The 26,403-nt window shown below is 64.0% G+C and carries 30 protein-coding genes, 2 tRNA genes and 1 other RNA gene; 13 read left to right on the top strand and 20 right to left on the bottom strand.

Annotation, left to right across the window (positions count from 1 at the left end):
• Positions 1-83 precede the first annotated feature (83 nt).
• Positions 84-1,748 carry an asparagine synthase B gene (gene asnB / locus BN1121_RS18215; RefSeq protein ID WP_005360609.1) on the top strand — a complete coding sequence of 555 codons (1,665 nt, stop codon included), beginning with the start codon at positions 84-86 and terminating at the stop codon, positions 1,746-1,748.
• Positions 1,749-1,837: 89 nt separating this feature from the next.
• Positions 1,838-2,317 (top strand): thioredoxin family protein, encoded by a 480-nt coding sequence (locus BN1121_RS18210; protein ID WP_005360610.1) that lies wholly within the window; start codon positions 1,838-1,840, stop codon positions 2,315-2,317.
• Positions 2,318-2,326: 9 nt separating this feature from the next.
• Here BN1121_RS18210 and BN1121_RS18205 read toward each other — a convergent pair whose 3' ends face one another.
• Entirely contained in the window at positions 2,327-2,731 is a 405-nt protein-coding gene (locus BN1121_RS18205) for a helix-turn-helix domain-containing protein (protein WP_005360611.1), read from the bottom strand.
• Between the two features lie 89 nt (positions 2,732-2,820).
• Here BN1121_RS18205 and BN1121_RS18200 point away from each other — a divergent pair, with 89 nt between their 5' ends.
• Positions 2,821-3,720 (top strand): aldo/keto reductase, encoded by a 900-nt coding sequence (locus tag BN1121_RS18200; RefSeq protein WP_081606481.1) that lies wholly within the window; start codon positions 2,821-2,823, stop codon positions 3,718-3,720.
• A 76-nt stretch (positions 3,721-3,796) separates the two neighbouring features.
• Here BN1121_RS18200 and rbp read toward each other — a convergent pair whose 3' ends face one another.
• Together rbp and BN1121_RS18190 are read right to left on the bottom strand one after the other, a co-directional pair.
• Positions 3,797-4,078 carry an RNA-binding regulator gene (gene rbp, locus BN1121_RS18195; protein ID WP_081606482.1) on the bottom strand — a complete coding sequence of 94 codons (282 nt, stop codon included), beginning with the start codon at positions 4,076-4,078 and terminating at the stop codon, positions 3,797-3,799.
• A gap of 182 nt (positions 4,079-4,260) precedes the next feature.
• A complete protein-coding gene (locus BN1121_RS18190) occupies positions 4,261-4,809 on the bottom strand; it encodes a hypothetical protein (RefSeq protein ID WP_005360618.1) in 549 nt (182 codons plus the stop codon).
• A 130-nt stretch (positions 4,810-4,939) separates the two neighbouring features.
• Between BN1121_RS18190 and mepA the strand changes: the two genes are divergently transcribed.
• From mepA to BN1121_RS19610, 7 genes are all read left to right on the top strand, one after another.
• Positions 4,940-5,674: a penicillin-insensitive murein endopeptidase gene (gene mepA / locus BN1121_RS18185; RefSeq protein ID WP_005360620.1), complete on the top strand. Its 735-nt coding sequence runs from the start codon at positions 4,940-4,942 to the stop codon at positions 5,672-5,674.
• 59 nt (positions 5,675-5,733) lie between these two features.
• The gene (locus BN1121_RS18180) at positions 5,734-6,327 is read left to right on the top strand and encodes a LemA family protein (RefSeq protein WP_005360622.1); all 594 of its coding nucleotides are present in this window, start codon (positions 5,734-5,736) and stop codon (positions 6,325-6,327) included.
• A complete protein-coding gene (locus BN1121_RS18175; protein WP_005360624.1) occupies positions 6,324-7,034 on the top strand; it encodes a TPM domain-containing protein in 711 nt (236 codons plus the stop codon). Before BN1121_RS18180 ends, BN1121_RS18175 begins: the two co-directional genes overlap by 4 nt.
• 16 nt (positions 7,035-7,050) lie before the next feature.
• Positions 7,051-7,668 (top strand): TPM domain-containing protein, encoded by a 618-nt coding sequence (locus BN1121_RS18170; RefSeq protein WP_005360625.1) that lies wholly within the window; start codon positions 7,051-7,053, stop codon positions 7,666-7,668.
• A 172-nt stretch (positions 7,669-7,840) separates the two neighbouring features.
• Positions 7,841-7,928: transfer RNA gene (locus BN1121_RS18165), tRNA-Ser, on the top strand.
• Positions 7,929-8,081: 153 nt separating this feature from the next.
• Positions 8,082-8,169: transfer RNA gene (locus tag BN1121_RS18160), tRNA-Ser, on the top strand.
• Between the two features lie 43 nt (positions 8,170-8,212).
• A non-coding RNA gene (locus tag BN1121_RS19610) (RtT sRNA) lies at positions 8,213-8,343 on the top strand.
• 407 nt (positions 8,344-8,750) lie between these two features.
• Here BN1121_RS19610 and BN1121_RS18155 read toward each other — a convergent pair.
• The 4 genes from BN1121_RS18155 to BN1121_RS18140 all read right to left on the bottom strand — a co-directional run bounded on the left by BN1121_RS18155 (position 8,751) and on the right by BN1121_RS18140 (position 11,477).
• Positions 8,751-9,293 (bottom strand): DUF3332 domain-containing protein, encoded by a 543-nt coding sequence (locus tag BN1121_RS18155; protein ID WP_043158089.1) that lies wholly within the window; start codon positions 9,291-9,293, stop codon positions 8,751-8,753.
• A 184-nt stretch (positions 9,294-9,477) separates the two neighbouring features.
• Positions 9,478-9,756 (bottom strand): Rdx family protein, encoded by a 279-nt coding sequence (locus BN1121_RS18150; RefSeq protein ID WP_005359455.1) that lies wholly within the window; start codon positions 9,754-9,756, stop codon positions 9,478-9,480.
• Positions 9,753-10,874, bottom strand: a complete 1,122-nt coding sequence (locus BN1121_RS18145) for an adenosylhomocysteinase (RefSeq protein ID WP_005359449.1) — start codon at positions 10,872-10,874, stop codon at positions 9,753-9,755. The genes BN1121_RS18150 and BN1121_RS18145 overlap by 4 nt, the downstream gene beginning before the upstream one ends.
• Before the next feature lie 195 nt (positions 10,875-11,069).
• Positions 11,070-11,477, bottom strand: a complete 408-nt coding sequence (locus BN1121_RS18140; RefSeq protein WP_043598177.1) for a hypothetical protein — start codon at positions 11,475-11,477, stop codon at positions 11,070-11,072.
• Positions 11,478-11,558: 81 nt separating this feature from the next.
• Here BN1121_RS18140 and BN1121_RS18135 point away from each other — a divergent pair, with 81 nt between their 5' ends.
• Positions 11,559-13,283, top strand: a complete 1,725-nt coding sequence (locus BN1121_RS18135) for a formate--tetrahydrofolate ligase (RefSeq protein WP_043598175.1) — start codon at positions 11,559-11,561, stop codon at positions 13,281-13,283.
• Between the two features lie 45 nt (positions 13,284-13,328).
• On the opposite strand, the gene BN1121_RS18130 is transcribed toward BN1121_RS18135, so the two are convergent.
• From BN1121_RS18130 to folE, 3 genes are all read right to left on the bottom strand, one after another.
• The gene (locus tag BN1121_RS18130) at positions 13,329-14,981 is read right to left on the bottom strand and encodes a methyl-accepting chemotaxis protein (RefSeq protein ID WP_005359443.1); all 1,653 of its coding nucleotides are present in this window, start codon (positions 14,979-14,981) and stop codon (positions 13,329-13,331) included.
• A 175-nt stretch (positions 14,982-15,156) separates the two neighbouring features.
• Positions 15,157-17,244: a methyl-accepting chemotaxis protein gene (locus BN1121_RS18125; protein WP_043158087.1), complete on the bottom strand. Its 2,088-nt coding sequence runs from the start codon at positions 17,242-17,244 to the stop codon at positions 15,157-15,159.
• A gap of 202 nt (positions 17,245-17,446) precedes the next feature.
• Entirely contained in the window at positions 17,447-18,109 is a 663-nt protein-coding gene (gene folE / locus BN1121_RS18120; RefSeq protein ID WP_005359439.1) for a GTP cyclohydrolase I FolE, read from the bottom strand.
• 165 nt (positions 18,110-18,274) lie between these two features.
• Between folE and moeA the strand changes: the two genes are divergently transcribed.
• The gene (gene moeA / locus BN1121_RS18115; RefSeq protein WP_005359436.1) at positions 18,275-19,513 is read left to right on the top strand and encodes a molybdopterin molybdotransferase MoeA; all 1,239 of its coding nucleotides are present in this window, start codon (positions 18,275-18,277) and stop codon (positions 19,511-19,513) included.
• A complete protein-coding gene (locus BN1121_RS18110; protein WP_005359434.1) occupies positions 19,510-20,265 on the top strand; it encodes a molybdopterin-synthase adenylyltransferase MoeB in 756 nt (251 codons plus the stop codon). The genes moeA and BN1121_RS18110 overlap by 4 nt, the downstream gene beginning before the upstream one ends.
• Before the next feature lie 46 nt (positions 20,266-20,311).
• On the opposite strand, the gene BN1121_RS18105 is transcribed toward BN1121_RS18110, so the two are convergent.
• From BN1121_RS18105 to BN1121_RS18060, 10 genes are all read right to left on the bottom strand, one after another.
• Positions 20,312-20,566: a hypothetical protein gene (locus BN1121_RS18105; protein WP_005359431.1), complete on the bottom strand. Its 255-nt coding sequence runs from the start codon at positions 20,564-20,566 to the stop codon at positions 20,312-20,314.
• Between the two features lie 19 nt (positions 20,567-20,585).
• The gene (locus BN1121_RS18100; protein ID WP_005359428.1) at positions 20,586-21,374 is read right to left on the bottom strand and encodes an alpha/beta fold hydrolase; all 789 of its coding nucleotides are present in this window, start codon (positions 21,372-21,374) and stop codon (positions 20,586-20,588) included.
• Positions 21,374-22,426, bottom strand: a complete 1,053-nt coding sequence (gene modC, locus BN1121_RS18095; protein ID WP_005359425.1) for a molybdenum ABC transporter ATP-binding protein — start codon at positions 22,424-22,426, stop codon at positions 21,374-21,376. Before modC ends, BN1121_RS18100 begins: the two co-directional genes overlap by 1 nt.
• On the bottom strand, positions 22,423-23,106 hold the full coding sequence (gene modB, locus BN1121_RS18090) for a molybdate ABC transporter permease subunit (protein WP_005359422.1): 684 nt from the start codon (positions 23,104-23,106) through the stop codon (positions 22,423-22,425). Before modB ends, modC begins: the two co-directional genes overlap by 4 nt.
• Before the next feature lie 3 nt (positions 23,107-23,109).
• Entirely contained in the window at positions 23,110-23,835 is a 726-nt protein-coding gene (gene modA / locus BN1121_RS18085; RefSeq protein ID WP_005359419.1) for a molybdate ABC transporter substrate-binding protein, read from the bottom strand.
• A 48-nt stretch (positions 23,836-23,883) separates the two neighbouring features.
• A complete protein-coding gene (gene moaE / locus BN1121_RS18080; RefSeq protein ID WP_043158084.1) occupies positions 23,884-24,342 on the bottom strand; it encodes a molybdopterin synthase catalytic subunit MoaE in 459 nt (152 codons plus the stop codon).
• A 1-nt stretch (position 24,343) separates the two neighbouring features.
• On the bottom strand, positions 24,344-24,589 hold the full coding sequence (gene moaD / locus BN1121_RS18075) for a molybdopterin synthase sulfur carrier subunit (RefSeq protein ID WP_005359403.1): 246 nt from the start codon (positions 24,587-24,589) through the stop codon (positions 24,344-24,346).
• Positions 24,586-25,101: a cyclic pyranopterin monophosphate synthase MoaC gene (gene moaC, locus BN1121_RS18070; RefSeq protein ID WP_005359401.1), complete on the bottom strand. Its 516-nt coding sequence runs from the start codon at positions 25,099-25,101 to the stop codon at positions 24,586-24,588. Before moaC ends, moaD begins: the two co-directional genes overlap by 4 nt.
• Positions 25,098-25,619 carry a molybdenum cofactor biosynthesis protein B gene (gene moaB / locus BN1121_RS18065; RefSeq protein ID WP_005359400.1) on the bottom strand — a complete coding sequence of 174 codons (522 nt, stop codon included), beginning with the start codon at positions 25,617-25,619 and terminating at the stop codon, positions 25,098-25,100. The genes moaC and moaB overlap by 4 nt, the downstream gene beginning before the upstream one ends.
• A gap of 190 nt (positions 25,620-25,809) precedes the next feature.
• Positions 25,810-26,400 carry a cytochrome c3 family protein gene (locus tag BN1121_RS18060; protein ID WP_005359398.1) on the bottom strand — a complete coding sequence of 197 codons (591 nt, stop codon included), beginning with the start codon at positions 26,398-26,400 and terminating at the stop codon, positions 25,810-25,812.
• Positions 26,401-26,403: the final 3 nt, after the last annotated feature.

Below are 26,403 nucleotides of genomic sequence, written 5' to 3'. Positions count from 1 at the left end.
GGCATTGTGAAAGGCGAGGAATGTAAACGGACTTTCGGGCCCAAACGTGGGGGGCCCAACAAAAATAAAGAGGATTTACATCGATGTGCTCCATCTTCGGTATTCTGGACATCAAGTCTGACGCGGCCGCCCTGCGCAAATCGGCGCTGGAGATGTCCAAGCGATTGCGCCACCGCGGGCCCGACTGGTCCGGCGTCTACAGCACCGACAAAGCCATTCTGGTGCACGAGCGCCTGGCCATCGTCGATCCGGGCAACGGCGCCCAACCCCTGTACAATCCCGAGCGCACCCATGTGCTGGCCGTCAACGGCGAGATTTACAACCACAAGGAGCTGGAGAAGAACCTCAAGGTCGACTTCCAGTTCCAGACCCACTCCGACTGCGAGGTGCTGCTGGCCCTCTACAAGGAGAAGGGCCCCGCCTTTTTGGACGATCTCAACGGCATCTTCGCCTTCATCCTCTATGACGCCGAGCAGGATGCCTACCTGATTGGTCGCGACCACATGGGGATCATCCCCCTCTACACCGGCCGCGACGAGCACGGCAACTTCTACGTCGCCTCCGAGATGAAGGCGCTGGTACCGGTCTGCAAGAGCGTCGAAACCTTCCCGCCGGGACACTACCTGTGGAGCAAGGATGGCGAGCTTAAAACTTGGTACCAACGCGACTGGATGGAGTACGGCGCGGTCGAGCACAACGTCAGCGACAAGGCCGAGCTCAAAGCCGCCCTGGAAGCGGCGGTCAAGCGCCAGCTGATGTGCGACGTGCCCTACGGCGTGCTGCTCTCCGGCGGGCTGGATTCCTCCGTCATCTCCGCCATCACCAAGCTCTATGCGGCGCGCCGCATCGAGGACGATGGCAAGAGCGAGGCCTGGTGGCCGCAGCTGCACTCGTTTGCCGTCGGCCTGGAAGGCTCGCCGGATCTGACCGCGGCCCAGAAGGTCGCCGATCACCTCGGCACCATCCACCACCAGATCCACTTCACGGTGCAGGAAGGCCTCGATGCCCTGCGGGACGTCATCTATCACCTCGAGACCTATGACGTCACTACCATCCGCGCCTCCACGCCGATGTACCTGATGGCCCGCTACATCAAGGCGATGGGGATCAAGATGGTGCTCTCGGGCGAGGGCTCCGACGAGCTGTTTGGCGGCTACCTCTACTTCCACAAGGCGCCCAACGCCCGAGAGTTCCACGAGGAGACGGTGCGCAAGCTCGCCTCTTTGCACCTCTATGACTGCCTGCGGGCCAACAAGTCCATGGCCGCCTGGGGTGTCGAGGGTCGCGTGCCCTTCCTCGACAAGGAGTTCATGGACGTGGCGATGCGCCTCAACCCCGCCGATAAGATGTGCGGCAAGGGCAAGATCGAGAAACACATCCTGCGCGAAGCGTTCGAGGATCTGCTGCCGCATGAAGTAGCGTGGCGCCAGAAGGAGCAGTTCTCCGATGGCGTAGGCTATTCGTGGATCGACAGCCTCAAAGCTATGGTGGAAAAAGAGGTGACGGATCAGATGTTCGAGGCCGCGGCCTATCGCTTCCCGGTCAACACCCCGCTGACCAAGGAGGCCTACTACTACCGCGCCATCTTCGAGGAGCACTTCCCGCTGGAGTCCGCCGCCCGCACCGTACCCTACGGCAAGTCGGTCGCCTGCTCCACCCCGACCGCGCTGGAGTGGGATGCCAAGTTCAAGGAGATGGCCGACCCATCGGGCCGCGCCGTGCTCGACGTGCACCAGCAGTCCTACTGATGAACAACAACCCCCGCCCAGGCGGGGGTTGTTGTTTGTGCGCCGCCCCGTTAGCCTGACCCCCCTCTCTCAACGACAAGGATGTGACGATGATACGCCTCTTCGCGCTGCTACTGGCTTGCGCCCTGCTCCCCCTTCCCACCCTCGCCTCCGGCTGGGCAGAGGGGCAACCCGGTTATAGCCAGGAGTACGACCCCGCCCGCAACCCCCTCGACGATCTCGCCTCGGCCCGTCTCAGGGCGGCGGTGGAAAAGAAGAAGATCCTGCTGTTTGTCGGCGGCCAATGGTGCAGCTGGTGCAAGGAGATGAACCGCTTCCTCGACGCCGATGCCTCCCTCGGCAAGGCCTTCACCGACACCTTCGTGGTGGTCAAGGTCAACGTGAGCGACGAGAACAAGAACAAGGCATTCCTCAGTCACTACCCCGAGTTTCAGGGGGTGCCCCACTTCTATGTGCTGGACAAACAGGGCAACCTGCTCGAGTCGGTCAACACAGGCCTGCTCGAAGAGGGGAAGAGCTACAGCCGCGACAAGTTCGTCCGCCTTATCGACTACTTCGCCAAGCTATGATGCGAAAGCTTAAGCGTCGCCCAGGCGACGGCCAAACTCGCGCGCCATGGCCAGATCGAGAAAGCCGTCGCCCTTCTTGTGGGTACGCAGAAACTGGTAATAAGCGAGTAGCCTGACCAGCTGCTCGGGGTCGACCGCCGGCAGGGGCGCCTGCTCGGCAACGAGGGAGAGGGCCCCTTGCAGGGCCTCACGGTCGACCACCTCGGCCTGACGGTAGAGGTAACCGCAACCGGTGGCAAGCCACTCCAACGAGCAGTTGGCCCCCATGGCGATCTGGTTGGCCTTGGCCAGGCTCGGCTCGGCCCCCTTGAGGTATTTGCGCAGCAAGGCCTCGGAGAGGCCCACCTTACGGGCGAAAGCGCTGACACTGCCCTCCCCGATGAGCTGGGTCAGGCGTTCGGCGAATCCGGACATCTTCGTACCATGGTTCGAATTGAAACGGACCCTCATCTTGCCACGGCCACCCCCCTTGGCCAAGATGGGGGACTTCTCATCACGGAGCTTTGACCATGCAACGCCTCTCTTTGCACCCGCAAGGGCCCGACTTCTCCCGCCTCATCATGGGCTACTGGCGCCTGATGGAGTGGCAGCTCACCCCGGCCGGGCTGCTCGATCTTGTCAAGTTTCACCTCGATCTCGGCATCACCACCATTGACCACGCCGACATCTATGGGGGGTATCAATGTGAGGCGGCCTTCGGCGCCGCCCTGCGCCTCGAGCCCTCCCTGCGCGATCGCATGGAGGTGGTGAGCAAGTGCGGTATCGCCCTGACCGCCAACCCGGCTCACCGGCTCAACCACTACAACACCAGCCGCGAACACATCATCGCCAGCGCCGAGCGCTCCCTGAGCAACCTCGCCGTGGACAGCCTGGATCTGCTGCTCATCCACCGCCCCGATCCCCTGATGGACGCCGACGAGGTGGCCGAGGCCTTCGTGTGCCTCAACGAGGCGGGAAAAATCCGCCATGCCGGGGTCTCCAACTTCACCCCGAGTCAATTTGCTCTGCTCCAGTCGCGCCTCCCCTTCCCCCTGGTGACCAACCAGGTGGAGATCTCCCCGCTCAACCAGAGTGCGACCCTGGACGGTACCCTGGATCAGTGCCAACAGTTGGGCATACGCCCGATGGCCTGGTCCTGTCTTGGCGGCGGGCGCCTCTTCCACGCCCCGGAGTATGCGCCACTGCGCCAGGAGCTCGAGACCATTGCCGCCGAGGTGGGTAGTGAAAGCATTGAGCAGCTGGTCTACGCCTGGGTGCTGATGCTCCCCTCAAGGCCGCTGCCCATCATCGGTTCGGGCAAACGCGAGCGCATCGCCCAGGCGGCCCGCGCCACCGAGATCAGCCTCTCACGCCAGCAGTGGTTCCGCATCCGCAAGGCGGCGCTCGGTGTCGACGTGCCTTGAGCGTGGATGGATGGCGCTCAAGCATGCCAGACGAAGCCCAAAATGAAGAAGGCACCCTAGGGTGCCTTCTCTGGTCTTAGTGGCGCGGTGAGCGCGGTGGACGGCGCGGAGCATCCGTCTTGGGCTTGGCCTGGTTAACGGTCAGGGTACGGCCACCCACTTCGGTGCCATGCAACCCCTTGATCGCCGCCTCGGCTTCGCTTCCAACCGGCATCTCGATAAACCCGAAACCTTTGGACTTGCCGGTTTCACGATCCATGATGATGTCAGCCTTCTCGACCTGACCAAACTGAGAAAAAATCCGTTCCAGCTCGTCATTGGTCATCCGGTACGACAGATTTCCTACATAAATCTTCATGCCATCCACTCTCGATTCAGGTGCCTTCACTGTGCATTCACCACCCGACGGTAAGGGCACAACCCCCCGGGCTGTTTGCCGGGACTCCCCCGGCCTTCCCTGTCACAGCCAAACCGCAGCAAAACAGGCAAGTCACTCCTTGGGCAGTATCCGGTCTTTATACTGAATTGTCGAGAAATTAGTCAGCCTTCCTGCAGGGGTTGCAGCCTGCGTCTCAACGCCGCCTGGCTGTGCCAAGCCCGGCGAAAAGCGAAGCGATAGACACCCGGGCTCACCTCATAGGCCTGCTCCCGAGCAAGCTGAAGCAAGCCCAGGGCCTCATCCAGCTGACGCTCGTCGAGGGCGAGATCCAGGGCAAAGCCCAGCCACTCCCCTTGATGGCCCACCTGACGCTCCAGACTCAGGGCATGGAGTGTGGTGCGGGGGAGCGCCTGCGCCTTGTCCCGGCTGGGGCAGAGCAGATAGAGGTGCCCCTCGTCCCACGCCAGCTCGGCCAGGCGCCAGGGCTGCCAGCTGCGGGGGAGCAGTAGCATCAGGGCCACCAGGGCGCCCAACACCAGCGCAGCCCAACGGGCGGCATCCATGGCCCCCCACCCACTCGCGCCCCAGAGGGCTGCGACGACGGCAAGGGCGAGCAGCAGCGAGATGACGAGACGATAGCGCAGTGCCGGCGGCATCAGCAGAGTCGTGGCGGGGCGCCGGCTCAATTCGGTAACGGTGAGTAAAGACATGGGGGCTCCTGTAGCAGGAGCTCATTGTGGCCACAGGCAAGGCCGCTGACAAGGGCGTGCCCGTCCGGATAGTTTATTGATATGCTCAGCGCCAGTGTTTTCATCATTTTCCCTGCGAGGAACGGGTCTCATGCTCACCGCTTTACTACTCGCCGCCACCCTGCAGGCCGAGGCCATTGGCAGCTATGCCGCCGGCTGCCTGAAGGGGGCTGAGGCGCTCCCGCTCTCGGGCCCAGGCTACCAGGTGATCCGCGCCAAGCGGCTGCGCTACTATGGCCATCCCGACCTTATCGACTACCTGGAGCGGCTGGCGCGCCAGACCCGTCAGGCCGGACTGCCCAACCTGTATATCGCAGATCTGGCCATGGCCCACGGCGGACCGTTTCGCAGCGGACACAGCAGCCACCAGACCGGTCTCGACGCCGATATCTGGTTTCGGATGAGCAACCGGCCGATCGGTGCCGCCGAGCGCGATGCGCCCCGTGAGTGGCCCCTCATCGACGAGCCCAGCTACCGCCTGCTACCGGGCCGCTTTGGTCAGCAGCAGTTAACCCTGCTGCGCCTGGCGGCCCAAGCCCCTCAAGTCGAGCGCATCTTTATCAACCCGGCCATCAAGGCCGAGGTGTGCCGCCGCGCCCCTGACGCCCCCTGGGTAGGCAAGCTGCGCCCCTGGGTGGGCCACTTCAGCCACTTTCATGTGCGCCTGCGCTGCCCGGCGGGGAGCCCGGAGTGCGTCAATCAGGCGCAGATCCCGCCCGGCAATGGCTGCGGCGAGGAGCTGGCCGCCTGGCTCAAAGACAAGCCCCAGTTGCCCAAGGTCTCGCGAGAGCGGCCCAGCCCGCGCCTGCCCGCACGCTGTGGATGATGTTCAAGGCCATGCCAACCTGATATGGTGGTAAGATTCAAATCATTAAGGAGAACAAGATGATAGAGCGCACGTTACGGCGCCGTCTGCAACGGATGATGGCCCTGCTGCCACTGCTCTTGATGCTCACCGGCTGTGGCGTCAACACCATTCCCGAGCTTGATGAGCAGGTCAAGGCGAGCTGGGCCCAGGTAGAGAACCAATACCAGCGCCGCGCCGATCTGATCCCCAACCTGGTCGCGACCGTGCAGGGCTACGCCAAGCATGAGCAGGAGACCCTCAAGGCGGTCACCGACGCTCGTGCCCGGGTCGGTAGCGTGCAAGTGAACGACCCGGCCCAGTTCCAGGCTTTCGAGCAGGCCCAAAACCAGCTCACCAGTGCTCTCTCTCGCCTCATGGTCGTGGTCGAGCGTTACCCCGAGCTCAAGGCAGATCGGCAGTTTATGACCCTGCAGGCCCAACTCGAGGGCACCGAGAACCGCATCAGCGTGGCACGGCGCGACTATATCGAGTCGGTGCGCCGTTTCAACACCGAAATTCGCACCTTCCCCGGGGTGATCTGGTCCAAGCTGCTCTATTCGGATCTTGACGCCAAGCCCAACTTTAGCGCCAAACCGGGTAGCGACGAGGCTCCCAAGGTGAGCTTCCAATGAGCGCGGTTCCCCGACCTTGGCGGCTCCTGCTGCTACTCCTTTTCACCTTCAACCTGCATGCAGCCCCCGACTTCCCGGCCCTGAGTGGTCGGGTGGTCGATGAGGCGCATCTGCTGGATCCCGGCCAGCGTCAGAGCCTGAGCCACCGACTCGCCCAGTTCGAGCGCCAGAGCACCATACAGCTGGTGGTGGTCACTCTTCCCTCCCTGCAAGGCTACCCCATTGAGGATCTCGGTTATCAGCTGGGCCGGCACTGGGGCATAGGCCAGAAGGGCACAAACAACGGCCTGCTGCTGATCATCGCACCAAGCGATCGCAAGGTGCGCATTGAGGTGGGCTATGGCCTCGAAGGGGATCTGCCCGATGCCATTGCATCGAACATCATTCAGACCCGGATCCTGCCCCTGTTTCGCCAGGGGGATATGCCGGCTGGCATCGATGCCGGGGTAACGGCCATCGAGCAGGCCCTGACCGGCCACTATCAGGCCCAGGACGATGAGAAGCAGGATAACAGCTTCTGGCTGTTCGTCATCATGGTGATCATCATGATCCTGTTGCAGGCGTTTCGCGGCGGCCGGGGTGGTCGCGGTGGCCGGCGTGGCATCTATATTGGCGGCGGCAGCGGCCTCTCCGGCGGATTTGGCGGAGGCGGCTTTCGCGGCGGCGGTGGTAGTTTCGGTGGCGGCGGCGCCTCCGGTGGTTGGTAATTCGAGGAACGCGGCAATGTTATCCAAGCAATTTATTCACACTCTCAACGCCCGGGTGAAAAAGGTCGAGCAGGCCACCGACGCCGAGCTGGTCACCGTACTGGCGCCGGCCAGCGATGGCTATCGCTTCATCCCCACCCTCTGGGCGGCACTGCTGGCCATGCTCACCCCCCTGCTGGTGCACGAACTGGGCTTTTGGATGGCCTGGCACGAGATCCTGATGGTCCAGTGGGCGGTCTGGCTGCTGCTCACCCTGCTGTTCCAGTGGACCCCGATCAAGATGCGGCTGACGCCAGCCTCGGTGAAGCGCCATCGCGCCTCTCTGATGGCCAGGCTGCAATTTATCGAGCAGGGGCTGCACCGCACTCAGGAGCGCCTCGGGGTGCTGATCTTCGTCTCGGTGGCCGAGCACTATGTCGAGATCCTGGTGGACGACGGGGTCGCCCAACATATCGACAATCAGGTATGGCAAGAGATCATCGACGAATTTGTGGCCGAAGTACGCCGTGGCAAGGTGGAGGATGGCTTTGTGGAGTGCGTGCGCCGCACCGGAGAAGTCCTGGCCGATGCCTTCCCTCCGACCCATGATCGCAACGAGCTCTCGGACGATCTGGTGGTGCTGGATCAGCCATAAGGCGAGAAAGTGCACGCCCTTTGTCTAACCCCTGTGCAAACGGTGAAGAACATGAAAATTAAGGGGAAAAAAGGTTGACCCCACACCGGCTTTCCCCTAGATTACGCCCCGTTCCAGCGATAAGGCTGGCGCGGTGGTGATGGGCCACGTTAATCCACCATCGACAATTTGCGGTGAGGTGTCCGAGTGGCTGAAGGAGCACGCCTGGAAAGTGTGTATACGGCAACGTATCGAGGGTTCGAATCCCTCCCTCACCGCCAGCTTTAAGCGGTGAACCGCAGTGGTGATTGACCACACGAAAAACAATCGACAATTTGGTGAAATGTCCGAGTGGCTGCCCGTCGATGATGTCGACATGCAAAGCACGCAGAGCGTGCTCCGCACAGCCAGCAAACATTACGCTGACAAAATTTGGTGAGGTGTCCGAGTGGCTGAAGGAGCACGCCTGGAAAGTGTGTATACGGCAACGTATCGAGGGTTCGAATCCCTCCCTCACCGCCAAATTTGCAAGGGTCTACTCAGGTGGGCCCTTGTTCGTTTCTGGCCCTGGGCCCGAGAGGGAGGGTGAGAAGCCTCGACGGGTTCGAGCGGAGCAGCCTTGCTGCGACGAACGTCCGAAGGACGCCCCGAAGGCGTGAGCCGCCCTGGCGGCGAATCATCCTTCCCTCACCGCCAATTTTGCAAGGGTCCACTCAGGTGGGCCCTTGTTCGTTTCTGGCCCTGAGCCCGAGAGGAAGGGTGAGAAGCCTCGACGGGTTCGAGCGGTGCAGCCGTACTACGACGGACCGCCATCGACCAGGCCATCGCCGAGGTTCGCGGTGCGCTCGGGCCGATACCCATAACGCTGCACGTGCGCACCGCCAATCGGCGGGCGCGGGCCTGTTATCAACGGGCGGGGTTCACCCTTATCGACGCGGGCATCAAGATCAACGCGCGCGATGCATCGGTCCCCTTCTGCAAGATGGTGCACATTCCCCTTAAGCCAGGATCCGATACGGCATCCTTGCGCCGACGCCCCACCTCGCGCCGCCCCCGCGGATGCGGGGGCAGAGAGCAAGACAGCCGTTGCATCGGCGCGGTGCTCAGGCCTGCCGCGCCGCTATCTCGCCTGCGTAGCGCTGCATCTCATCCTGGGTGAGTGAGGCCATCTTGCGCCCATCGAGGTAGAGATCCACATGGCTTTCACGGCGCACCCCTTCCATCACGGCGCGGCGACCGTCTCGGTATTGCACCTCCATGCGGGCACGATCGGGCTGCGGATAGCTCAAGTCCACCTTCTCAACATGGCTGCGGCTGGCCAGAGGCACTGTGGTCAGCTCACTGCCCAGATGAGGATTGACCTCGATCACCGATCCGATGGGCGTATCCACTACTGCGGGTCCCTTCTGGGTGATGGGGTTTTTACCGGTCCAAAATTCGACGGTGTTGAAGACGAAGAGATCGGCGGTCGCCGTGAAGGCATAGACGGGGCTCAGCAGCATATAGACACCGGCGCGACCATAGCGGTTATCGACCGTCTTGAGGTTGACCTCGGTCAGCATCTTGGAGAGCCCCATCTGCCCCATACAACCTGACATGCCCATCACGGCCAACAGACCCAGTGCCACATTTTTTGCCTTTAACACGCCTCTTCTCCCAATCAGTAAACAGTCACGGGCGGCGAGTGTGATCCCCCGGGGAGTGCGAGACAAGGCTGGGCGGAGATCCGGTACAGTCTGGGTTCAAGATGACGGCTTGTTTGCTTATAACTCATTCATTTAAAAGAAAAGAGCGACAGTCTGTGTCGCTCTTTGGGTGAGAAGAAGGCGGCTAACCGGGCCGATCGCTGTGCCCCAGATCGCGCTCCGGCGCTATCAGATCGCGCACCCTCTGCTTGATCTCCTTGGCCTCGGGAAAACCGCCATCGGCGACCCGCTCCCACACCTGCACCCCGTCCACCAGGATCCGGAATTCTCCCTTGTTGGCGGGTACCAGCGCCACCTCGCCCAGCTCGGCATCGAAGGTGGAGAGCAGCTCCTGCGCCAACCAGGCAGCACGCAGCATCCAGCGGCAGAGGGTGCAATAGCGTATCTCGATTCTCGGTTTCATACCCCGACTCCATGAAAATCAGCCAGCCACAACCTGGCAATATCGCGCATCACCGTCGGAGAGAGCTCGTGCAACCCGGCCCCCAGCCGGCCCAGCGCCAGCTGCCGCGCCCCTTCGATGATCTCGGCCAGCACCAGATAGACATACTCCCCTATCACGGCACCATGGACAAAGTTCACCGCCTCGCCCCGGTTGAGCAGATAGATGACAGAGCCATCGGGTCGCGTCAGCTGCAACACCCGATGGCAAATCTCCTCACTGGGCCAGCCCAGCTCGGCCAGGGTAAAGGCAAACTCGTCATCGGCCGAGGTGACCGAGGCCAGCATGGCGCCCGCACGCAAGGTCAGCAGATCCTGGCGACTCAGCACGCCGTTCCCCGTCGAGCAGATGATGAGCTCGGCGCGACCGAGGGCGGTGCCCTTATCGGTGAGATGAAAACCGTGGGAGAGCGCCTCCATCTGCCGCAGTGGACAGGTCTCCACCAGATCGAGCCAGAGATTGCGGCTACGCAGCTCGAACGCGATGCTGTGGCCGACCTTGCCATAGCCAAACAGGGCGGCCTGGCAGGCGTTGAAGGTGCGGTTGAGGCTGCGCGCCAGCGACTCGGCAGAGTAGACGACGCTCAGGCCAATCTGCACGTCTTCCGCCTGCTTGAGGGGGCTGCGCGCCACCGACAGAACGGGTACGGCAAGCGTCTCCTCTTCATAGCGCTGATGACCATTCTCGGTCATCTCCACCACGCCGAGGAAACGTTCACCGAAATGGGCCTTCAGGGGCAAGAGCACGCCGGCGAAATAGCCCCCGATATCGAGAATGAGGAGGCGCTCATCAGAGGCCAGCAGCGCATCGATACGAGCCACGACCTCGCAGGCGTCCTGAGTCCAGTGACGATCCAGCCCCATGACGGGATAGTGCGCCTCGGCCCAGGCCAGGGTAGGCGCATGTATGGATTTGGGCTTGGGGAAGATGGCACCGACACGGCCAATACGAGAGAGCGCCTCGATGAAACGGGGGCGATCCGGGAGCAGGTGCGTCACCAGCAGAAAACAGAGTCCCTGGAGCGGCCCATCGGCAGTAAAGTGATCGAAGAAGTAACGCTCCACACCTTGATTGCGCAATGTCAGCCTCCTTTTGCGCACTATGGCAGGAACAACAAACCCGGCATCGCCGGGCTGGTTCCAGATAATATCCCTTTTTTAACTGAAAGAATTATCTGACTCAATCGCTATTGAGCGGGATTATGACCAAGGCGACAACAATGCCCCTATTTGGTGGCGGATCATACACTTGCGCGTCATGAAGAGCGCCTTCGCTCAGGCGGTCTCGGGGGGGGTGTGGCAGGCCGTCAACCCCTTGTCGTCCACCGTCAGCCGCCAGTGCGGTAACCGGGTCGACAACCCCTCACAGAGCGCGGCATCGGGCTCCATCGGCAGGCTGATACGCAGATGATGACAGTCGCACAGGGCGGCCAGTTGCAGGATCAGGGTGAGGTTGGCCAGGTCGGTGCGCTCCTTGCGGATCCGCCGTCTGAGCTCTTCGCGCAACCGGCTCTCGGGGTCCTGGGTCAGGGCCGCCCACCCGAATCCAAACAGAGGGGCCATGGCCGAGAAGATGCCCGAGGCCGTCAGCCTGGCCTTGGCAGGATGGTAGAGCGCATTGAGATCGAGCTCGACGACCGTGGTCAACGCCCCTTCATCACGGGATAATATGTTTTTTGTCATGGCACTCTCAGTCGTTACGCTCTACTCTTCGCGAACTTCGCAATCGTTTCACACCGGATCATGGATCCTTTAAGGAGCTCGATGCTAAGCGATATCCTCATCTCTCGCCACTCTTCCCGGCTGTGCGCTGACGAATTGGCTCGCCATCTCGGCATTCATCCCGACTTCGTCATCCCCTATGGTCGCCACAAGGCCAAGCTCGATCCCGCCCTGCTACAGACGGCAGGGGAGCAAAGGGGCAAGCTGGTGCTGGTCAGCGCCATCACCCCGACCCCCTTTGGCGAGGGGAAGACGGTCACCACCCTGGGCCTCTCCATGGGGCTCAATCGGCTGGGTCACAGGGCGATCGCCTGCATCAGGCAACCGAGTCTCGGGCCTGTCTTCGGGGTCAAGGGGGGGGCCGCCGGCGGCGGGCATGCCCAGGTCGTCCCGATGGAGGAGATGAACCTGCACCTGACCGGCGACTTTCATGCGGTCACGGCCGCCCACAATCTTGCGGCCGCCGCCATCGATGCCCGCCTCTATCACGAGCAGCGCCTCGGGGAGACCTTCACCGAGCGCACCGGCCTGCCACGCCTGAACATAGGACAGATCCTCTGGCCCAGGGCCATGGACATCAACGATAGAGCCCTGCGCCACATCACCCTCGGCCAGGGCGGGGCCGCCGACGGGGTGGAGCGGGAGGGGGGCTTTGTCATCACCGCCGCCTCCGAGCTGATGGCTGTCCTGGCGCTGGCCTCGAGTCTGGGCGATCTGCGATCCCGCATCGGGCGCATTCGCCTGGCCCTGAGTGAGGAGGGGCATCCCATCACGGCGGAGGACCTCGAGGTCGCCGGCGCCATGACGGTGCTGCTCAAGGAGGCCCTCGCCCCGACCCTGATGCAGACCACGGAGCAGACGCCGGTACTGGTCCACGCCGGCCCCTTTGCCAATATCGCCCATGGCAACTCCTCGGTCATCGCCGATCGGATTGCCCTGCGCCACGGCGACTATGCGGTGACCGAGGCCGGTTTTGGCTCCGACATGGGACTGGAGAAGTTTTTCAACATCAAGGGGCGACAGAGCGGCCTCTTCCCCTCTTGCATCGTGCTGGTTGCCACCCTGCGCGGGATCAAGGCCAACAGTGGCGCCATCAGACTCGCGCCGGGCCAGCCCCTGCCATCGGCGCTGACCGAGCCCTCACTGCCCCTGCTCCGACAAGGCTTTGACAATCTCGCATGGCACATCCAGAACGCCCGCCGCTACGGGGTACCTGTGGTGGTCGCCATCAACCGCTTCCCGCAGGATGAGCAGAGCGAGCTCGACTGGCTCATGGCACGGGTCACCGAGAGCGGTGCCGACGGCGTGGCCCTGAGTGACGCCTTCTCTTTGGGTGGCCAAGGCGCCGTGGCCCTGGCCGATGCCGTGGTGCACGCCGCCGCACGGCCGGCCAGCCCCACCCTGCTCTACCCGAGCGAGATGTCACTTCGTGATAAGCTCGCCACCCTGGCCGAGTGTGGCTATGGCGCGGCCGGCGTGGCTCTGAGCGACACCGCCCGCGCCCAGCTCGAGCGCCTCTCGGCAGAGGGGCTCGACCACCTGCCCCTGTGCATGGCCAAGACCCCGCTCTCCATCAGTCATGATCCCACCCTCAAGGGGGCACCGCGCGGCTTCACCCTGCCGGTGGAGTCCCTCACCGCCTGTACCGGTGCCGGGTTCGTCTATGCCCTGTGCGGTCCTGTGATGACCATGCCGGGTCTGGGTAGCCTGCCGGCCTATCGCCACATCGATATCGACGAGCAAGGCGAGATAACCGGCCTGAGCTAGCCCCACAACGAGCGAGGCCCCGTCATGGACGGGGCCTCGTGGCCATCAGAGGGTGAAGCGCTGGGCCAGGTGATGCAGTGACGTCGCCAGCCGGCTCAACTCGCCACAAGCCAGCGCAATTTGCTGCGCCCCCAGGGCATTCTCGTCAGCGGCGTTGTGAATGCTGACGATGCTGCGGTTGAGCTCTTCGGTAACCGCGTTTTGCTCTTCGGTGGCGGTCGCGATCAGGGTACTCATGTCGGTGATCTGCACCACTGAGCCGTTAATGGTGTCGATACTCTGACCCGCATCCCGGGCCAACTGCACGCTCTCCTGCATCTGCTCCCGGCTGCTCTGCATGGCACTGCCCGCTTCGGCGGCGCGGCTCTGCAGCAGCTCGATCATCTTGCCGATCTCGGCGGTGGAGTCCTGAGTCCGCTGGGCCAGGGAGCGCACCTCGTCGGCCACCACGGCAAAGCCGCGTCCCTGCTCGCCGGCTCTGGCCGCCTCAATGGCGGCATTGAGTGCCAGCAGGTTGGTCTGCCCCGCGATATCGCGGATCACGTCCAGCACCATGGTGATGTTGCCGCTCTCCTGCTCCAGCTGCAGCACCACGGCACCCGCCTGCTCGATCCGATCCGACACCGCCTCGATACTCTCGATGGCGCTGCGCACGACCCGGTTGCCGTTGTGAGAGGTCTGCGAGGCCCCCTTGGCCGAGGCCATGGCATCGGCCGTGTTGCGCGCCACCTCATTGACGGTGGACTGCATCTCGTTCATGGCGGTGGCCACCTGGGAGATCTCTCCCTGTTGCAGCTGCATGCCCTTGGCCGACTGAGTGGAGATGGCACTCACCTCCTCCACGGCGCTGCTAAGCTGCGCCACCGAGCCCGCAATCTCGCTCACCAGCTCGGCCAGGGAGTGCTGCATGCGATCCACCGCATTGCCCAGCTGGCCCAGCTCGTCGCGCTGGAAGCGCCCCTCCTTGAGCCACAGCTGCAACTCACCACGCCCCAGCTCACCGGTTGCGATGCGTTGGGTATGGCGGGCCAGCATGATCAGAGGATCGCGGATCTGACGGGTCAGGATGACAGAGAGCACCACCACCAGCGCCAGGGCCACCAGGAGGGCCACGGTGACGCTCCAGTGCGCCGAGTCATAGGCGTCAATCACCTCAGCACGGGCCCCCTTGGCATAGCCATGGTTGATCTGCACCAACTTGGCAACCGAGTCGCCCAAGGCCTGGAACAGGGGGATCCCCTCATCGAGGAAGAGATCCTTGGCGGCCAGGGGCTGCTGCGCCACCATCTGCTGCGCCCGGCCATAGAGGGCCGAGTAGCGCTGCCAGTCGGCCTTGACCGTATCGAAGACGCGCCGCTCTTCCAGATCCGTGGCCCAGATGGTCTGGTCGTGCTCGGCCAGCTGGCGCTCGATCTGCTGACGATACTTCTCCGCTTCGGCGCTGTATTCCCGGGTCCGTACGGCATCATCGAGCACCAGGAAGAGGCCGAGCTGATAGCGGCGCAGATCGCGGATACTCTCGCCGATGGCGTTGGAGCGGTTAACGGCGGGCAGAATGCTGTCGGTAAAGCGCAGCGCCGCCCCGTTCATGTAGGAAAACTGATAGAGGGAGAAGCTCCCGATGAGGGCTACTATGAGGCCGAGCACGGCAAAGGCGGCCGTGAGCTTCTTGCCAATGGTCATGGTGTGGGTGGTCATGCAAGCACCTGAATGATGAAACGAGGATCGCCATCCTGGCCCTGTCATAACCCTCCTGGTCACCCGAATGGCCACGCTCGAAGCCGGCTCCATAAGGGACGTGTATTTTATAAACTTTGACCAAAAAGAGAAGCGGCTTGCGCCGCTTCTGGTTGGGAAAACCCTGCCTTGTTAGTTAATAGCGAAAACGCGCCATCTTGTTCATCACGTCTCCGGCCAGAGTATCCATGGTGCGCCCCTGCTCATCCTGCTCCCGAGCCAGTGCCGTCGAGCGCGCCGCCCCATCGTGAATGTTGCTCACGTTACGGCTGATCTCCGCGGTCACCTGGGATTGCTCTTCCGACGCGCTGGCGATCTGGGTCGCCATATCGCCGATGCGATCGGCGGCGACCACTATCTGTGCCAGCTCATGCTCGGCCTGCTCGGCATCCCTCAGCACCTTCTCGCTCAGGCTGCGCCCTTCATCCATGGTGTCGACGGCCTCGACCGTGGTCTCTCTGAGCCGGTCGATCATCGCCTGGATCTCCTTGGTCGACGCCTGGGTCTTGGAGGCCAGCCCGCGCACCTCATCGGCCACCACGGCGAAGCCACGCCCGTGCTCACCGGCCCGGGCCGCCTCGATGGCGGCGTTGAGCGCCAGCAGGTTGGTCTGCTCCGAGATGGTACGGATCACATCCAGGATGCTGCCGATCTGCACCCCTTGCTGCTGCAAGGAGGCGATCTGGCTCGCCACCTCGGCAAACTGCTCGGTCAGGTGGCGGATCCCGCCCGCCGCCGCGCCCACCACCTCTTGACCCCGATGCACGGCCTTACGGGTATCTTCCACGGCACCGGCCGTCTGCTGGGCATGGCTCGATACCGAGTCCGCCGTCGACGCCATCTGGTTCACCGCGGTGGCCACCATTTCGATCTCTTGCAGCTGACGCCGACTATTTTCCAGACTCTGCTGCGCCTGGTCGGCGGCACCCGAGGCGCGCTCCTGCAGGGTCTGCACGGTCGCGGCGGTGTCGCTGACGATCTCGTGCACCGAGTGAACGAAACGGTTGATCCCCTCGGCGAGCTTACCGGTCTCATCGCGCCGTTTTACATCGAGCCGCTGGGTCAGATCCCCGCCCGCCGCCGACAAGCGCGCTACCATGCGGGCCGTCTGATCGACCGGACGCGAGATGAAGCCGGCAGCCCAGGCCAGCCCCAGGAGTCCCAGCACAGCCATCAGGATCCCCACCAGAAGCTGCATCCACAGACCATCGGCAAACTGCTGGGCCCTCGCCTCTTCGGCGCTCACGTGGTTGGCCAACAGCGCCTGCAGGGGGATCTCGATGGCGATCCCCCAGGCCTGGGTGACCCGGTTGATCTCGATGGGGGCAAAGACCCCGAGCAGGCCGTCGTGCTCGTATTGCTGCGCCTTGGCCTGGCTCAGGGTCGCCATCAGTCCCGCCTCGTCGAGACGCTTGCCGATCTGATCCGGCTTGGCAGAGTCGGCCGCGACTATCCCCTTGGGACTCAGAATGCGGACCCTGGCCTGCCCCTGATAGAGGGCCTGACTCAGCCGCTCGGCCAGCTGCTGCAAATAGTTGAGGGAATAATCGGCCCCCACCAGACCGAGGTAACGCCCCTGCTCCAGCACAGGCACCACGAAGGAGGTCAGCAGTGTCGGCTTACCATCGACCGTGTAGACGGAAGGATCGACGGCGCAGGCGGCCTTGCTCTCCATCGGGCAGAGATACCACTCGGAGGCGCGGATCCCGGTCGGGCTCAGGGTCTGGCTGTAGTAATCCCCGAGCGGCGCCAGGTTGTAGCCATGTTGGGTCTTGCTCCAGTAAGGGGCAAAATTGCCGCTGGCCTGACTATGATGCCCCTCTGTGGTGAAGGCCGCGTCCTGACCATCGAACGCATCGGCCTCCCAACCGCTGTAGATGCTGAGAAAATCGGGATTGCGCTCGACCACATCCTTGAGCAGGGCGGTCGCCTGTGCCCGGGTGATGGGCTGCGCCTGATGGGTATTGCCACCCAGCGTGGCCGCTAGGGTGGCGGCCGTATCGAGTGCCTGCTCAAAACGCCGTCCCACCTCTCCCGCCTGCTGGCTGGCCAGAGCCTCGAGCCAACGTCCCGTCTCCTCGCGAGCCTGAGCCCGGATGGTCTGCTGGATCTGATCCTGTGTCGATGAGAGGGAGAGATAGCCGTACCCGACCACGCTGAGTACTGTGGCCAGCAAGAGGCAGCCACCCGAGAGCATCACTTGATGCCTGATGGAACGAAACATGATGTCACCCGTAAAGGTTTGAATTCGAGCCGCTATCATAACCGAGCGAAAAACGCCATGCGCAATGACAAATCGCGCAGTTATTCAGGCTGAGATGACAATCACGAAAATAAAATGTTTGTTAACGAAAACAACAGTAATGGTCGATAAGGATCGTTTCGCCGCCCCGAACCCAGCTGCGGGTTCGGGGCGAGGCAAACCATCAGCGGGTGGCTCGCAGCATGCCGAGGAACTCGGCACGGGTATCGGGCTGGGTCTTGAAGACACCACCGAGGGAGGTGGTGGTGGTGGCAGAGGTGGCATCCATCACCCCGCGCGCCTTGACGCAGTAGTGGGTCGCCGTGATGCTGATGGCCACATCCCGGGTACCGAGCAGGGTCTGCAGCGCCAGCAGCACCTGCTGGGTGAGTCGCTCCTGCACCTGGGGACGGCGGGCGAAAAACTGCACGATGCGGTTGATCTTGGACAGTCCAATCACCTTGCCACGAGGGATATAGGCCACGTGGGCCAGGCCATCGATGGTGACGAAGTGGTGCTCGCAGGTGCTGGTCAGGGAGATATCCCTCACCACTATCATCTCGTCGACCTGCATCTTGTTCTCGATCACCGTCACCTTGGGGAAGGTGCTGTAGTCGAGTCCGGCGAAGATCTCATTGACGTACATCTTGGCGATGCGGTGGGGGGTCTCGGCCAGGCTGTCGTCTTCAAGATCCAGGGAGAGCAGTCCCATGATGGCACGCATGTGCTCTTCGATGCGGGCCTGCTTCTCGGCGCGGTCCAGGGTGCTCGGCACCATGGGGGTCTCCAACCCCTGGGCTACCAGGGCATCGCGGACCAGTTTGGCGTGTGTGCTCAGCTCACTCATGCTTCACTCTCTTCAATCGGGGTCAGGCGCAGCTGACTAGTAGATGCGTAAGTACAGTTCATTGCAAGTCAAACCTCGCTACCCCATATGGGGAAACTGCCCATACGACCGCTTTTTTGAAATAATGTGCCTTATTTTGCCAGCCTGCCATGTAAAGGAGGCCCCATGGGTCAACCCGCACTGCGTCCTCTGGACGACGCCCTGCACGAGATGCTCACCACCCTTTCCCCGCTGACCGAGAGCCTCGCCCTGCCCATCGAGCAGGCCCTGGGCCGGGTGCTGGCCGAGCCGGTCATCTCTCCGATGGATGTCCCACCCTTCGATAACTCGGCGATGGATGGCTATGCCCTGCGCAGCGCCGACCTCGCCGCCGGTACGACCCTGCTGTTACAGGGGCGCGCCCTGGCGGGTCATCCCCTGGGGTGCGAAGGGGCCTACGGCTCGACCTGCGAGGCGGGCCACTGCGTGCGCATCATGACGGGGGCAGCCCTGCCCGAGGGCGCCGACTGCGTCATCATGCAGGAGGAGGCGCAGGCCGACGGCAACCGGGTGACCTTCACCACCACGCCGCAACCGGGTCAGCACGTGCGCCGCCGCGGGGAAGACATCCCCCGGGGATCCGAGGTGCTGGCCGCTGGCACCCGACTAACCGCGCGCGAGCTGCCGCTGCTCGCCTCCCTCGGCATCGCCAGCGTCAGGGTGCTGCGCCGCCCCAAGGTGGCCCTGCTGAGCACAGGTGATGAGCTCAAGGCGGTCGGCACGCCGCTCGCCCACGGGGAGATCTACGACTCCAACCGTTATGGCGTGCGCGCCATGCTCGAGCGATTGAACGTGGAGATCCTGGATCTCGGCATCATACCCGACGACCCCGAGCAGCTTCGCGCCGCCTTCGAGCACGCCCAACGGGAGGCCGATGCCCTCATCACCTCGGGCGGCGTCTCGGTGGGCGAAGCCGACTACACCAAGCAGCTGCTCGAAGAGCTCGGCGAGATCGGCTTCTGGAAGCTGGCCATCAAGCCCGGCAAGCCCTTCGCCTTCGGTCGCCTGGCGCACACCTGGTTCTTCGGCCTGCCCGGCAATCCGGTCTCGGCCATGGTCACCTTCGATCAGCTGGTGCGTCCGGCCCTGGCCAGGCTCGCTGGCGAGCGTTACCGCGCGCCCCTGCGCCTGACTGCCATCACCGCAGATGCGCTCAAGAAGGCACCCGGTCGTCTCGACTTTCAGCGCGGCATTCTGGAGAGCACCCCGGATGGGCTGGTGGTGCGCAGCACCGGCTCTCAGGATTCGGGCGTCTTTAGCTCCCTCTCCCGGGCCAACTGCTACATAGTGCTCGAGTGCGAGCGGGGCCGGGTGGCCGCCGGGGAGTCGGTCACCGTCGAGCCCTTCGGGAGCCTGTTGCAATGAGCGACATCCTGAGCGACGAGGAGCTGCTGCGCTATAACCGCCAGATCATCCTCAAGTCCTTCGACTTCGAGGGGCAGGAGGCGCTCAAGCAGGCCAGGGTGCTGATCATCGGGGCCGGTGGCCTCGGCTGCGCCGCCGCCCAGTACCTGGCAGTGGCCGGGGTGGGCCAGCTCACCCTGGTCGACTTCGACAGCGTCGAGCGCTCCAACCTGCAGCGTCAGGTGCTCCACTGCGATGCCCGCCTCGGCCAGAGCAAGGTGGCCTCGGCAGCCACGGCCCTGTGCCAGCTCAACCCCTACCTCAAGGTACGCCCCCTCCAGGCCCAGGCGGATGAGGCCCTGCTCGACGCCGAGCTGCCCCGGCACGATCTGGTGCTCGATTGCAGCGACAACCTGCCGACCCGTAACCTGCTCAACCGCCGCGCCCGCGCCCACCGGGTGCCGCTGGTGAGCGGCGCCGCCATCCGCTTCGAGGGACAGGTGTGCAGCTTCCAGTGGCATCCGGAGGAGCCCTGCTACGAGTGCCTGAGCCAGCTGTTCGGCGAGCAGGCCCTCACCTGTGTTGAGGCCGGCATCATGGCGCCCGTGGTCGGGATCGTCGGCAGCCTGCAGGCGCTCGAGGCGATCAAGATCTTGAGCGGCTGTGGCGAGCCCCTCACCCATCGCATGCTGCTTATCGATGGCCTGACCGGCCAGTTTAGGCCCCTGCGCCTGCCGAGGCGCCCCGACTGCCCCGGCTGCGCCAAAGACTAGAAACGATGAGCCCGGCACTGCCGGGCTCATCGTTACAAGCAGGATCTCAGGGTTTGCAGTCGACCCTGGCGTCGGGCCGATAGCTGCCCAGGCTGGCCAGGGTCAGCAAGCCTTCCACCGGCCCCTGGTGGCTCGCTATATGCAGCGTCTCTCCCTCACCGCAACGACCGCTCAGATCCAGCGGCGCCTGCGTATTCATGGTCAGTTGGCTCGAGCCTCCCTGCTGGTGCAGGGCAATGCTCTGCTGGGCACAGGCGCCCAGGGTCAGCACCAGAGCGCCGAGCAGCAGACGTTCGTTCATCATCGACTCCCATCGCAATTTAATAGAAATGTATGTCGGTCAAAAACAGCTCCAGCAGCCGGTTACAGGCCGCCGGATCCTCGGCCGGCCAGGCATGGTGGCCGCTCGGGGTGAAGATACGCCCATCGGGCAACGAGGCAAACTGAGCCACCCGCTGCGCCAGCGGCAGGTAATCCTGATCGCTCGAGACCAGCGCCACCGGCTGATGCAAGACGCTCAGGCGAGAGCGCACACTCCAGCCGGGCAAGGCCTCGAGCAGGGCGCGGTAGGCCCGCTTGCTGTTGCGCACGAAGCGCTGGCGAAAGGTGTGGCGCAGCGCCCCCTGATCGGGTGTGGGAAACAGGCTGCGACCCAGCCACCAGGCGAGCGGCCACATCCCAATCCAGCGCAACCACTTGAGCCGCTGCTCGAAGCGGGCGCGATCGGCCTCATTATCGAGAGAAAACTCGGCAAAGCCGTTGATCAGCATCATGCCTTCCACTCGTCCGGGCCGCGCCAGCGCCACCTCGAGGGCCACCATGGCCCCGAGCGACCAGCCCACCAGCACGACCTGTCCGGGCTGCTCGTCGAGCCAGCCCACCACGTCGGCGCACAGTTGCCCCAGGTTGAGCGGCCCCTCCAGGGTGCTCAGCCCGTGGCCACGCAGATCCAGCGCCACACAGCGGTAGTGGGGCGAGAAGTACTCGAGCTGGGACTGCCAATCGAGACCCGATGAACCCAGCCCGTGCAGAAACAGCAGCAAGGGCCCCTCACCCGCACTGCGTTGATAGAGTCCCTTGACTCGACTCTCTTTGCGTTTTCGGCGCATCACGCCTCCCCCAGCAGACTGACTGCCTTGATATAAGCAAATAGTTCCTGTCCCTGCGTCAATCCCAACCGTGCGCTGGAGCGACGGGTAATGCGGGCGAGCAGGCGCTGCTCACCGAGCGCCAGCTGCAACAGACTCTGGCCCGGCATCGGCGACTGCTGCTGCTCAAGCCGCGTCACCAGACAGTTGGAGAGGCTGGAGCCCTCGATGGGGCGCGTCGCCACCACCACATCCCTGGCCGCCACCTTGATCCGTACCGGCCCCGGCATGTCGGGGGGAAGCGGCATAGTGACAAACAGGGGCTGGCCGGCCAGATACAGCTCGGCCATCTGCTCCTCCTCATGCCAACGCACCAGCTCGGCGCAGAGGATCACCCCGGCGTCGTCCCGGCTGGCGAGCGGCAGATCGAGGCGGGCGAACAGGGCATCCGGTTGCCCCTGGGCCAGGGCCCGTCCCCCCTCGAGCAGGATCAACTCGTCACAGAGCATCCCCACCTCCTCCATGGCGTGGGTCACGTAGAGCATGGGCAGGCCGCTCTCCCGCTGCAGGGCTTGCAGCTCGTGGATGAGGTGCAGGCGGCTGCGCCGATCCAGGGCCGAGAAGGGCTCATCGAGCAGGAGCAGGCTCGGCTCGGCGAGCAGGGCTCGGGCCAGGGCGACCCGCTGGCGCTGGCCGCCCGAGAGAGCCGAGGCGCGCTGGCCGAGCAGCTCCACAAAACCAAGCCGCTCGGCGAGCTCCCGAGGGTGCCAGCGCCCCCGCCCCTTGCCGGCCGCAAGCGCCAGGTTGCCCTGCACGCTCAGGTGGCCAAAGAGGCGCGCATCCTGAAACACCAGGCCGATGCGCCGCCCCTCGGGCGGCAGCGCGGCGAGCTCGCGCCCCTGCCAGCAGAGGCGATCGCCGGGCGCCCGATCGAGCCCGGCGATGGCCCGCAGCAAGGTGCTCTTGCCACTGCCCGAGGGGCCGAACAGGCCACAGATCCCCTCCCCCCGCCAGCTCAGATCACAGTCGAGGTCCCAGGCGCCATAGAGGCGCCGCAGCGACAGCGTCATCATGCGAACATCCTCCGCTGACGGCGCTGCAACACCCCGTAGACCAGCACCAGCACCACCATGGCGAAGGCGAGCAGGCCGCCGGCGAGCAGGTGGGCGTTGGCATAATCCTGGGCCTCCACGTGATCAAACAGGGCAATCGAGAGCACCTGGGTCTCACCGGGTATGTTGCCCCCTATCATCAGCACCACACCGAACTCGCCCAGAGTGTGGGCAAAGCCCAGGGCCGCCGCCATCACGAAGCTTGGCAGCGTCATGGGCAGCACGATGCGAAAGAAGCGCTCGACCGGCCCCAGCCCCAGGGTGGCCGCCGCCTCCAGCTCCCGGTTACCCAGATTGACGAAGGCCGAGGTGAGCGGCTGCACCACGAAGGGGAGCGAGTAGATGAGCGAGGCAAGCAGCAGGCCGCTGAAGCTGAACGCCAACTGGCGATCGAACAGGGCCCGCCACCCCTGCCCCAGGGCCGTCTCGGGGGAGAAGGCGATGAGCAGGTAGAAACCCAGCACGGTCGGCGGCAGCACCAGGGGCAAGGCCACCAGCGCCTCCACCACGGGGCGCAGCCAGTGACGGCTGCGGGCCAACCACCAGGCAAGCGGCGGCGAGAGCAGCAGCAGGATCCCAGTGGTGCAGGCGGCGAGCTTGAGGGTCAGGCCAATGGCCAACAGATCGGCAGGGCTCGGCATGGTTTAACCGGCGCTGGGCAGGCCGTAACCGGCGGCGGCAATCATGGCGTGCCCCTTCTCACTGCCCAGCCAACTGACCAGTGCCTCGGTGGCCACCCCGGATTTGAGCACGATTCCCTGCTGCTCGATGGGCGGATAGAGCTCGGCCGGCACGGCCCAGGCCTCGGCCGTCTTGCCCGCCTCCACCAGGTTGGCCCAGGCGACGAAGCCGAGCTCGGCGTTGCCGCTGTGCACAAACTGCCAAGTCTGGCCTATGTTGGTGCCAGTCAGGAGGCGATACTGGGCAGGATCGAGCTTGAGGTGGGTCAGGGTCGCCATGGCGGCGGCACCATAGGGGGCGGTGCGGGGGTTGGCGATGGCCAGATGCCCACGCCAGCTGCGCAAAAACGCCTCATCGGGGGCAGGACCACCCCGATGCCACAGCCCCAGCTTGCCGATGGCATAGGTAAAGCGCCCCTCCCCCTTGCCCTCGCGCTCGAGCTTCTCGGGGGTGGCCGCATCGGCTGACAGGAAGAGATCGAAGGGGGCACCGTGACTTATCTGGGTGTAGAGCACCCCGGTCGCCGCCGCGCTGATGGTGACCGAGTGCCCCGTCTGTGCCTTGAACGCCTCGGCAATCTTGCCGAGGGTCCCCTTGAAGTTGGCCGCCACCGCCACACGCACCTCGTCGGCCTGCGCGGCCGGCACGGTCAGCATCAGGGCAAACGCCCATCCCCATTGACGATTCATCCATACACTCCTTGCCTGAAAACAGACCCTAGGGTCCAGGGACGCGGTCTACTCGTGCCAGCGAGCGGCCGCCTCGTTATCACTCTCTTTGGCCTCGACCCAGTAGCGGCGCCCGTCTGTGCTGAGCTCGCGCTTCCAAAAGGGGGCCCGGGTCTTTAAGTAATCCATGATGAAGTGGCAGGCGGCGAAGGCCGCCTCCCGATGAGCCGAGCTCACCGCCACCAGCACGATCTGATCCCCGAGCAGCAGATCGCCTACCCGGTGGATCAGGGTGCACCCTTGCAACGCCCAGCGAGTCTTGGCCTCGTCCACGATGGCGGCGAGCGCCTTCTCGGTCATGCCCGGATAGTGCTCCAGCGACAGACCGGCCACCTGCTCCCCCTGGTTCATGTCGCGCACCTTGCCAACGAAGGTCACGATGGCCCCGCAGGCGGGATCCCCAGAGAGCCGTTCATACTCGGCGGCGAGGCTGAAATCCTCCCGCTGCACCCGAATCATCGGCTCCATCTCAGCCCCCGGTGACCGGAGGGAAGAAGGCCACCTCGTCGCCGCCCTTGATGGGGGTATCGAGGGACACCAGGGTCTGATTGACCGCCACCAGCAGCTTGCCGGGCTCGAGCGCCAGGGCCCACTTGTCGCCGCGCTGGGCGAGCGCCGCACGCAGCGCCTCGGCGGTGGCGAACTCGTCGTTCATGGCCAGGGCATCGCAGCCGACCAGCTCGCGCACCTGGGCAAAAAACAGCACCTGGATCATGGCTGCTCTCCTTCAATGGGTTGATCGTTCTTCATATCGACCTGGAAATGGCCCGACTTGCCACCACGCTTCTCAAGGAGGCGCACCGGACCGATGACCATGTCCTTTTGCACCGCCTTGCACATGTCATAGATGGTGAGCGCCGCCACCGAGGCGGCGGTCAGGGCTTCCATCTCCACCCCTGTCTTGCCCGACAGCTTGCACACCGTCTCGATGCGCACCCGGCTCAGGGCCGTCTCGGGAGTGATCTCCACCTCGACCCGGGTCAGGGCCAGCGGATGACACAGGGGGATGAGATCGGCGGTCTTCTTGGCCGCCATGATGCCGGCGATGCGGGCGGTGGCAAACACGTCGCCCTTGTGGTGAGCGCCGGAGAGGATTAAGCCCAGGGTCTCGGGGGCCATGGCGATGAACGCCTCGGCACGCGCCTCGCGCTCGGTGACGGCCTTGGTGGTCACATCCACCATGTGGGCCTCGCCCCGGGCGTTGAGGTGGGTCAGTTCGGTGCTCATCGGGACTCCTCGCCAAGATGGCTGACAAAGTTACAGGGTCGGGTGGTCGCATCGAGCTGGGGGGCGATCAGCTGCTCCCAGCCGAGACGGCAGGCACCCGTCGAGCCGGGCAGGCAGAAGATGGCGGTGCGATTGGCAAGGCCGGCCAGGGCGCGGCTCTGCAGGCTGGCCGAGCCGAGCTCGGCATGGGAGAGCTGGCGAAACAGCTCGCCAAACCCCTCGACGGGACGATCGAACAGCACCGCCAGCGCCTCCGGGGTGCAGTTGTGACCATAAAAACCGGTGCCCCCGTTGACCAGCACCACCTCGATGGCGGGATCGGCGATCCAGGCAGAGACCTGGGCGCGCAGCCGGTAGCGATCATTGGGCAGCAGGGCCCGCGCGGCGAGACGATGGCCCGCTCGGATCAGGGCCTCCACCAGATAGCTCCCCGAGCTGTCCTCGTCGGGGGTGCGCGAGTCGGTCACCGTCAACACGGCGATGGCGAGGGGGCGAAAGGGGGTGACACACTTGGCCATGGAAGTTCCTCACAGCAGGCGACATCAGGCAGAACCGGCCACCGCTTCTGACGAGGAAGGGGTCGGCCAAAGCAAAGGGGTATTCTATCAGATAGGGAACACAACTGCTTGTTCTGACTGGGTCTAATGAGACAAGGCGATGGCACGGGCCAACGCACAGAAGAAGGCCGGCTTGCGCCGGCCTGGGTAATCAGAAGCCCGGTACGCCGGACATCTCGGGGAGCTGGTGAGCGATCCCCTTGTGACAATCGATACAGGTGCTCTCGCCGCTCGCCAGGTTGGTGGAGTGCATCTTGGCCGCCCGCTGACCTTGCAAGGAGAAGTCCATGTACTCGAAGTTGTGGCAGTTGCGGCACTCGCGCGAGTCGGTGTCTTTCATCCGCTTCCACTCCCGCTCGGCCATCTCACGCCGGTGCGACTCGAACTTCTCACGGGTATCCACCTTGCCCGTCATCTTGCCCCACAGCTCCTTGGAAGCCTGCACCTTACGGATGATCTTGTAGGTCCACTCGTGGGGCACGTGGCAATCAGGGCAGCTGGCACGCACACCGGAGCGGTTGGCATAGTGGATGGTGTCGCGGTACTCCTGGAACACGTTGTCACGCATCTCGTGGCAGCCGGTACAGAAGGCTTCGGTGTTGGAGGCCTCCATGGCGGTGTTGAAGCCACCCCAGAAGATGACGCCACCGAAGAAGCCGAGCATCAGGATCACCCAGAGCGCCGCCTTGGAGGGGGACTTGAAGGTGACCCAGAGTCGCTGGATAAAACCGGGTAATTTCATCTC

This window comes from Aeromonas diversa CDC 2478-85 (assembly GCF_000819805.1).
In the GTDB taxonomy this organism is placed as follows: domain Bacteria; phylum Pseudomonadota; class Gammaproteobacteria; order Enterobacterales; family Aeromonadaceae; genus Aeromonas; species Aeromonas diversa.
This window is presented reverse-complemented; position numbering and strand designations above follow the sequence as displayed.

Excerpts from the sequence above, each read along its gene's own strand:
- asnB (WP_005360609.1), top strand. The coding sequence starts at position 84 with ATGTGCTCCATCTTCGGTATTCTGGACATCAAGTCTGACGCGGCCGCC.
- BN1121_RS18210 (WP_005360610.1), top strand. The coding sequence starts at position 1,838 with ATGATACGCCTCTTCGCGCTGCTACTGGCTTGCGCCCTGCTCCCCCTT.
- BN1121_RS18205 (WP_005360611.1), bottom strand. The coding sequence starts at position 2,731 with ATGTCCGGATTCGCCGAACGCCTGACCCAGCTCATCGGGGAGGGCAGT.
- rbp (WP_081606482.1), bottom strand. The coding sequence starts at position 4,078 with ATGAAGATTTATGTAGGAAATCTGTCGTACCGGATGACCAATGACGAG.
- BN1121_RS18190 (WP_005360618.1), bottom strand. The coding sequence starts at position 4,809 with ATGTCTTTACTCACCGTTACCGAATTGAGCCGGCGCCCCGCCACGACT.
- mepA (WP_005360620.1), top strand. The coding sequence starts at position 4,940 with ATGCTCACCGCTTTACTACTCGCCGCCACCCTGCAGGCCGAGGCCATT.
- BN1121_RS18180 (WP_005360622.1), top strand. The coding sequence starts at position 5,734 with ATGATAGAGCGCACGTTACGGCGCCGTCTGCAACGGATGATGGCCCTG.
- BN1121_RS18175 (WP_005360624.1), top strand. The coding sequence starts at position 6,324 with ATGAGCGCGGTTCCCCGACCTTGGCGGCTCCTGCTGCTACTCCTTTTC.
- BN1121_RS18170 (WP_005360625.1), top strand. The coding sequence starts at position 7,051 with ATGTTATCCAAGCAATTTATTCACACTCTCAACGCCCGGGTGAAAAAG.
- BN1121_RS18150 (WP_005359455.1), bottom strand. The coding sequence starts at position 9,756 with ATGAAACCGAGAATCGAGATACGCTATTGCACCCTCTGCCGCTGGATG.
- BN1121_RS18140 (WP_043598177.1), bottom strand. The coding sequence starts at position 11,477 with ATGACAAAAAACATATTATCCCGTGATGAAGGGGCGTTGACCACGGTC.
- BN1121_RS18135 (WP_043598175.1), top strand. The coding sequence starts at position 11,559 with ATGCTAAGCGATATCCTCATCTCTCGCCACTCTTCCCGGCTGTGCGCT.
- BN1121_RS18130 (WP_005359443.1), bottom strand. The coding sequence starts at position 14,981 with ATGACCACCCACACCATGACCATTGGCAAGAAGCTCACGGCCGCCTTT.
- BN1121_RS18125 (WP_043158087.1), bottom strand. The coding sequence starts at position 17,244 with ATGTTTCGTTCCATCAGGCATCAAGTGATGCTCTCGGGTGGCTGCCTC.
- folE (WP_005359439.1), bottom strand. The coding sequence starts at position 18,109 with ATGAGTGAGCTGAGCACACACGCCAAACTGGTCCGCGATGCCCTGGTA.
- moeA (WP_005359436.1), top strand. The coding sequence starts at position 18,275 with ATGGGTCAACCCGCACTGCGTCCTCTGGACGACGCCCTGCACGAGATG.
- BN1121_RS18110 (WP_005359434.1), top strand. The coding sequence starts at position 19,510 with ATGAGCGACATCCTGAGCGACGAGGAGCTGCTGCGCTATAACCGCCAG.
- BN1121_RS18105 (WP_005359431.1), bottom strand. The coding sequence starts at position 20,566 with ATGAACGAACGTCTGCTGCTCGGCGCTCTGGTGCTGACCCTGGGCGCC.
- BN1121_RS18100 (WP_005359428.1), bottom strand. The coding sequence starts at position 21,374 with ATGCGCCGAAAACGCAAAGAGAGTCGAGTCAAGGGACTCTATCAACGC.
- modC (WP_005359425.1), bottom strand. The coding sequence starts at position 22,426 with ATGATGACGCTGTCGCTGCGGCGCCTCTATGGCGCCTGGGACCTCGAC.
- modB (WP_005359422.1), bottom strand. The coding sequence starts at position 23,106 with ATGCCGAGCCCTGCCGATCTGTTGGCCATTGGCCTGACCCTCAAGCTC.
- modA (WP_005359419.1), bottom strand. The coding sequence starts at position 23,835 with ATGAATCGTCAATGGGGATGGGCGTTTGCCCTGATGCTGACCGTGCCG.
- moaE (WP_043158084.1), bottom strand. The coding sequence starts at position 24,342 with ATGGAGCCGATGATTCGGGTGCAGCGGGAGGATTTCAGCCTCGCCGCC.
- moaD (WP_005359403.1), bottom strand. The coding sequence starts at position 24,589 with ATGATCCAGGTGCTGTTTTTTGCCCAGGTGCGCGAGCTGGTCGGCTGC.
- moaC (WP_005359401.1), bottom strand. The coding sequence starts at position 25,101 with ATGAGCACCGAACTGACCCACCTCAACGCCCGGGGCGAGGCCCACATG.
- moaB (WP_005359400.1), bottom strand. The coding sequence starts at position 25,619 with ATGGCCAAGTGTGTCACCCCCTTTCGCCCCCTCGCCATCGCCGTGTTG.
- BN1121_RS18060 (WP_005359398.1), bottom strand. The coding sequence starts at position 26,400 with ATGAAATTACCCGGTTTTATCCAGCGACTCTGGGTCACCTTCAAGTCC.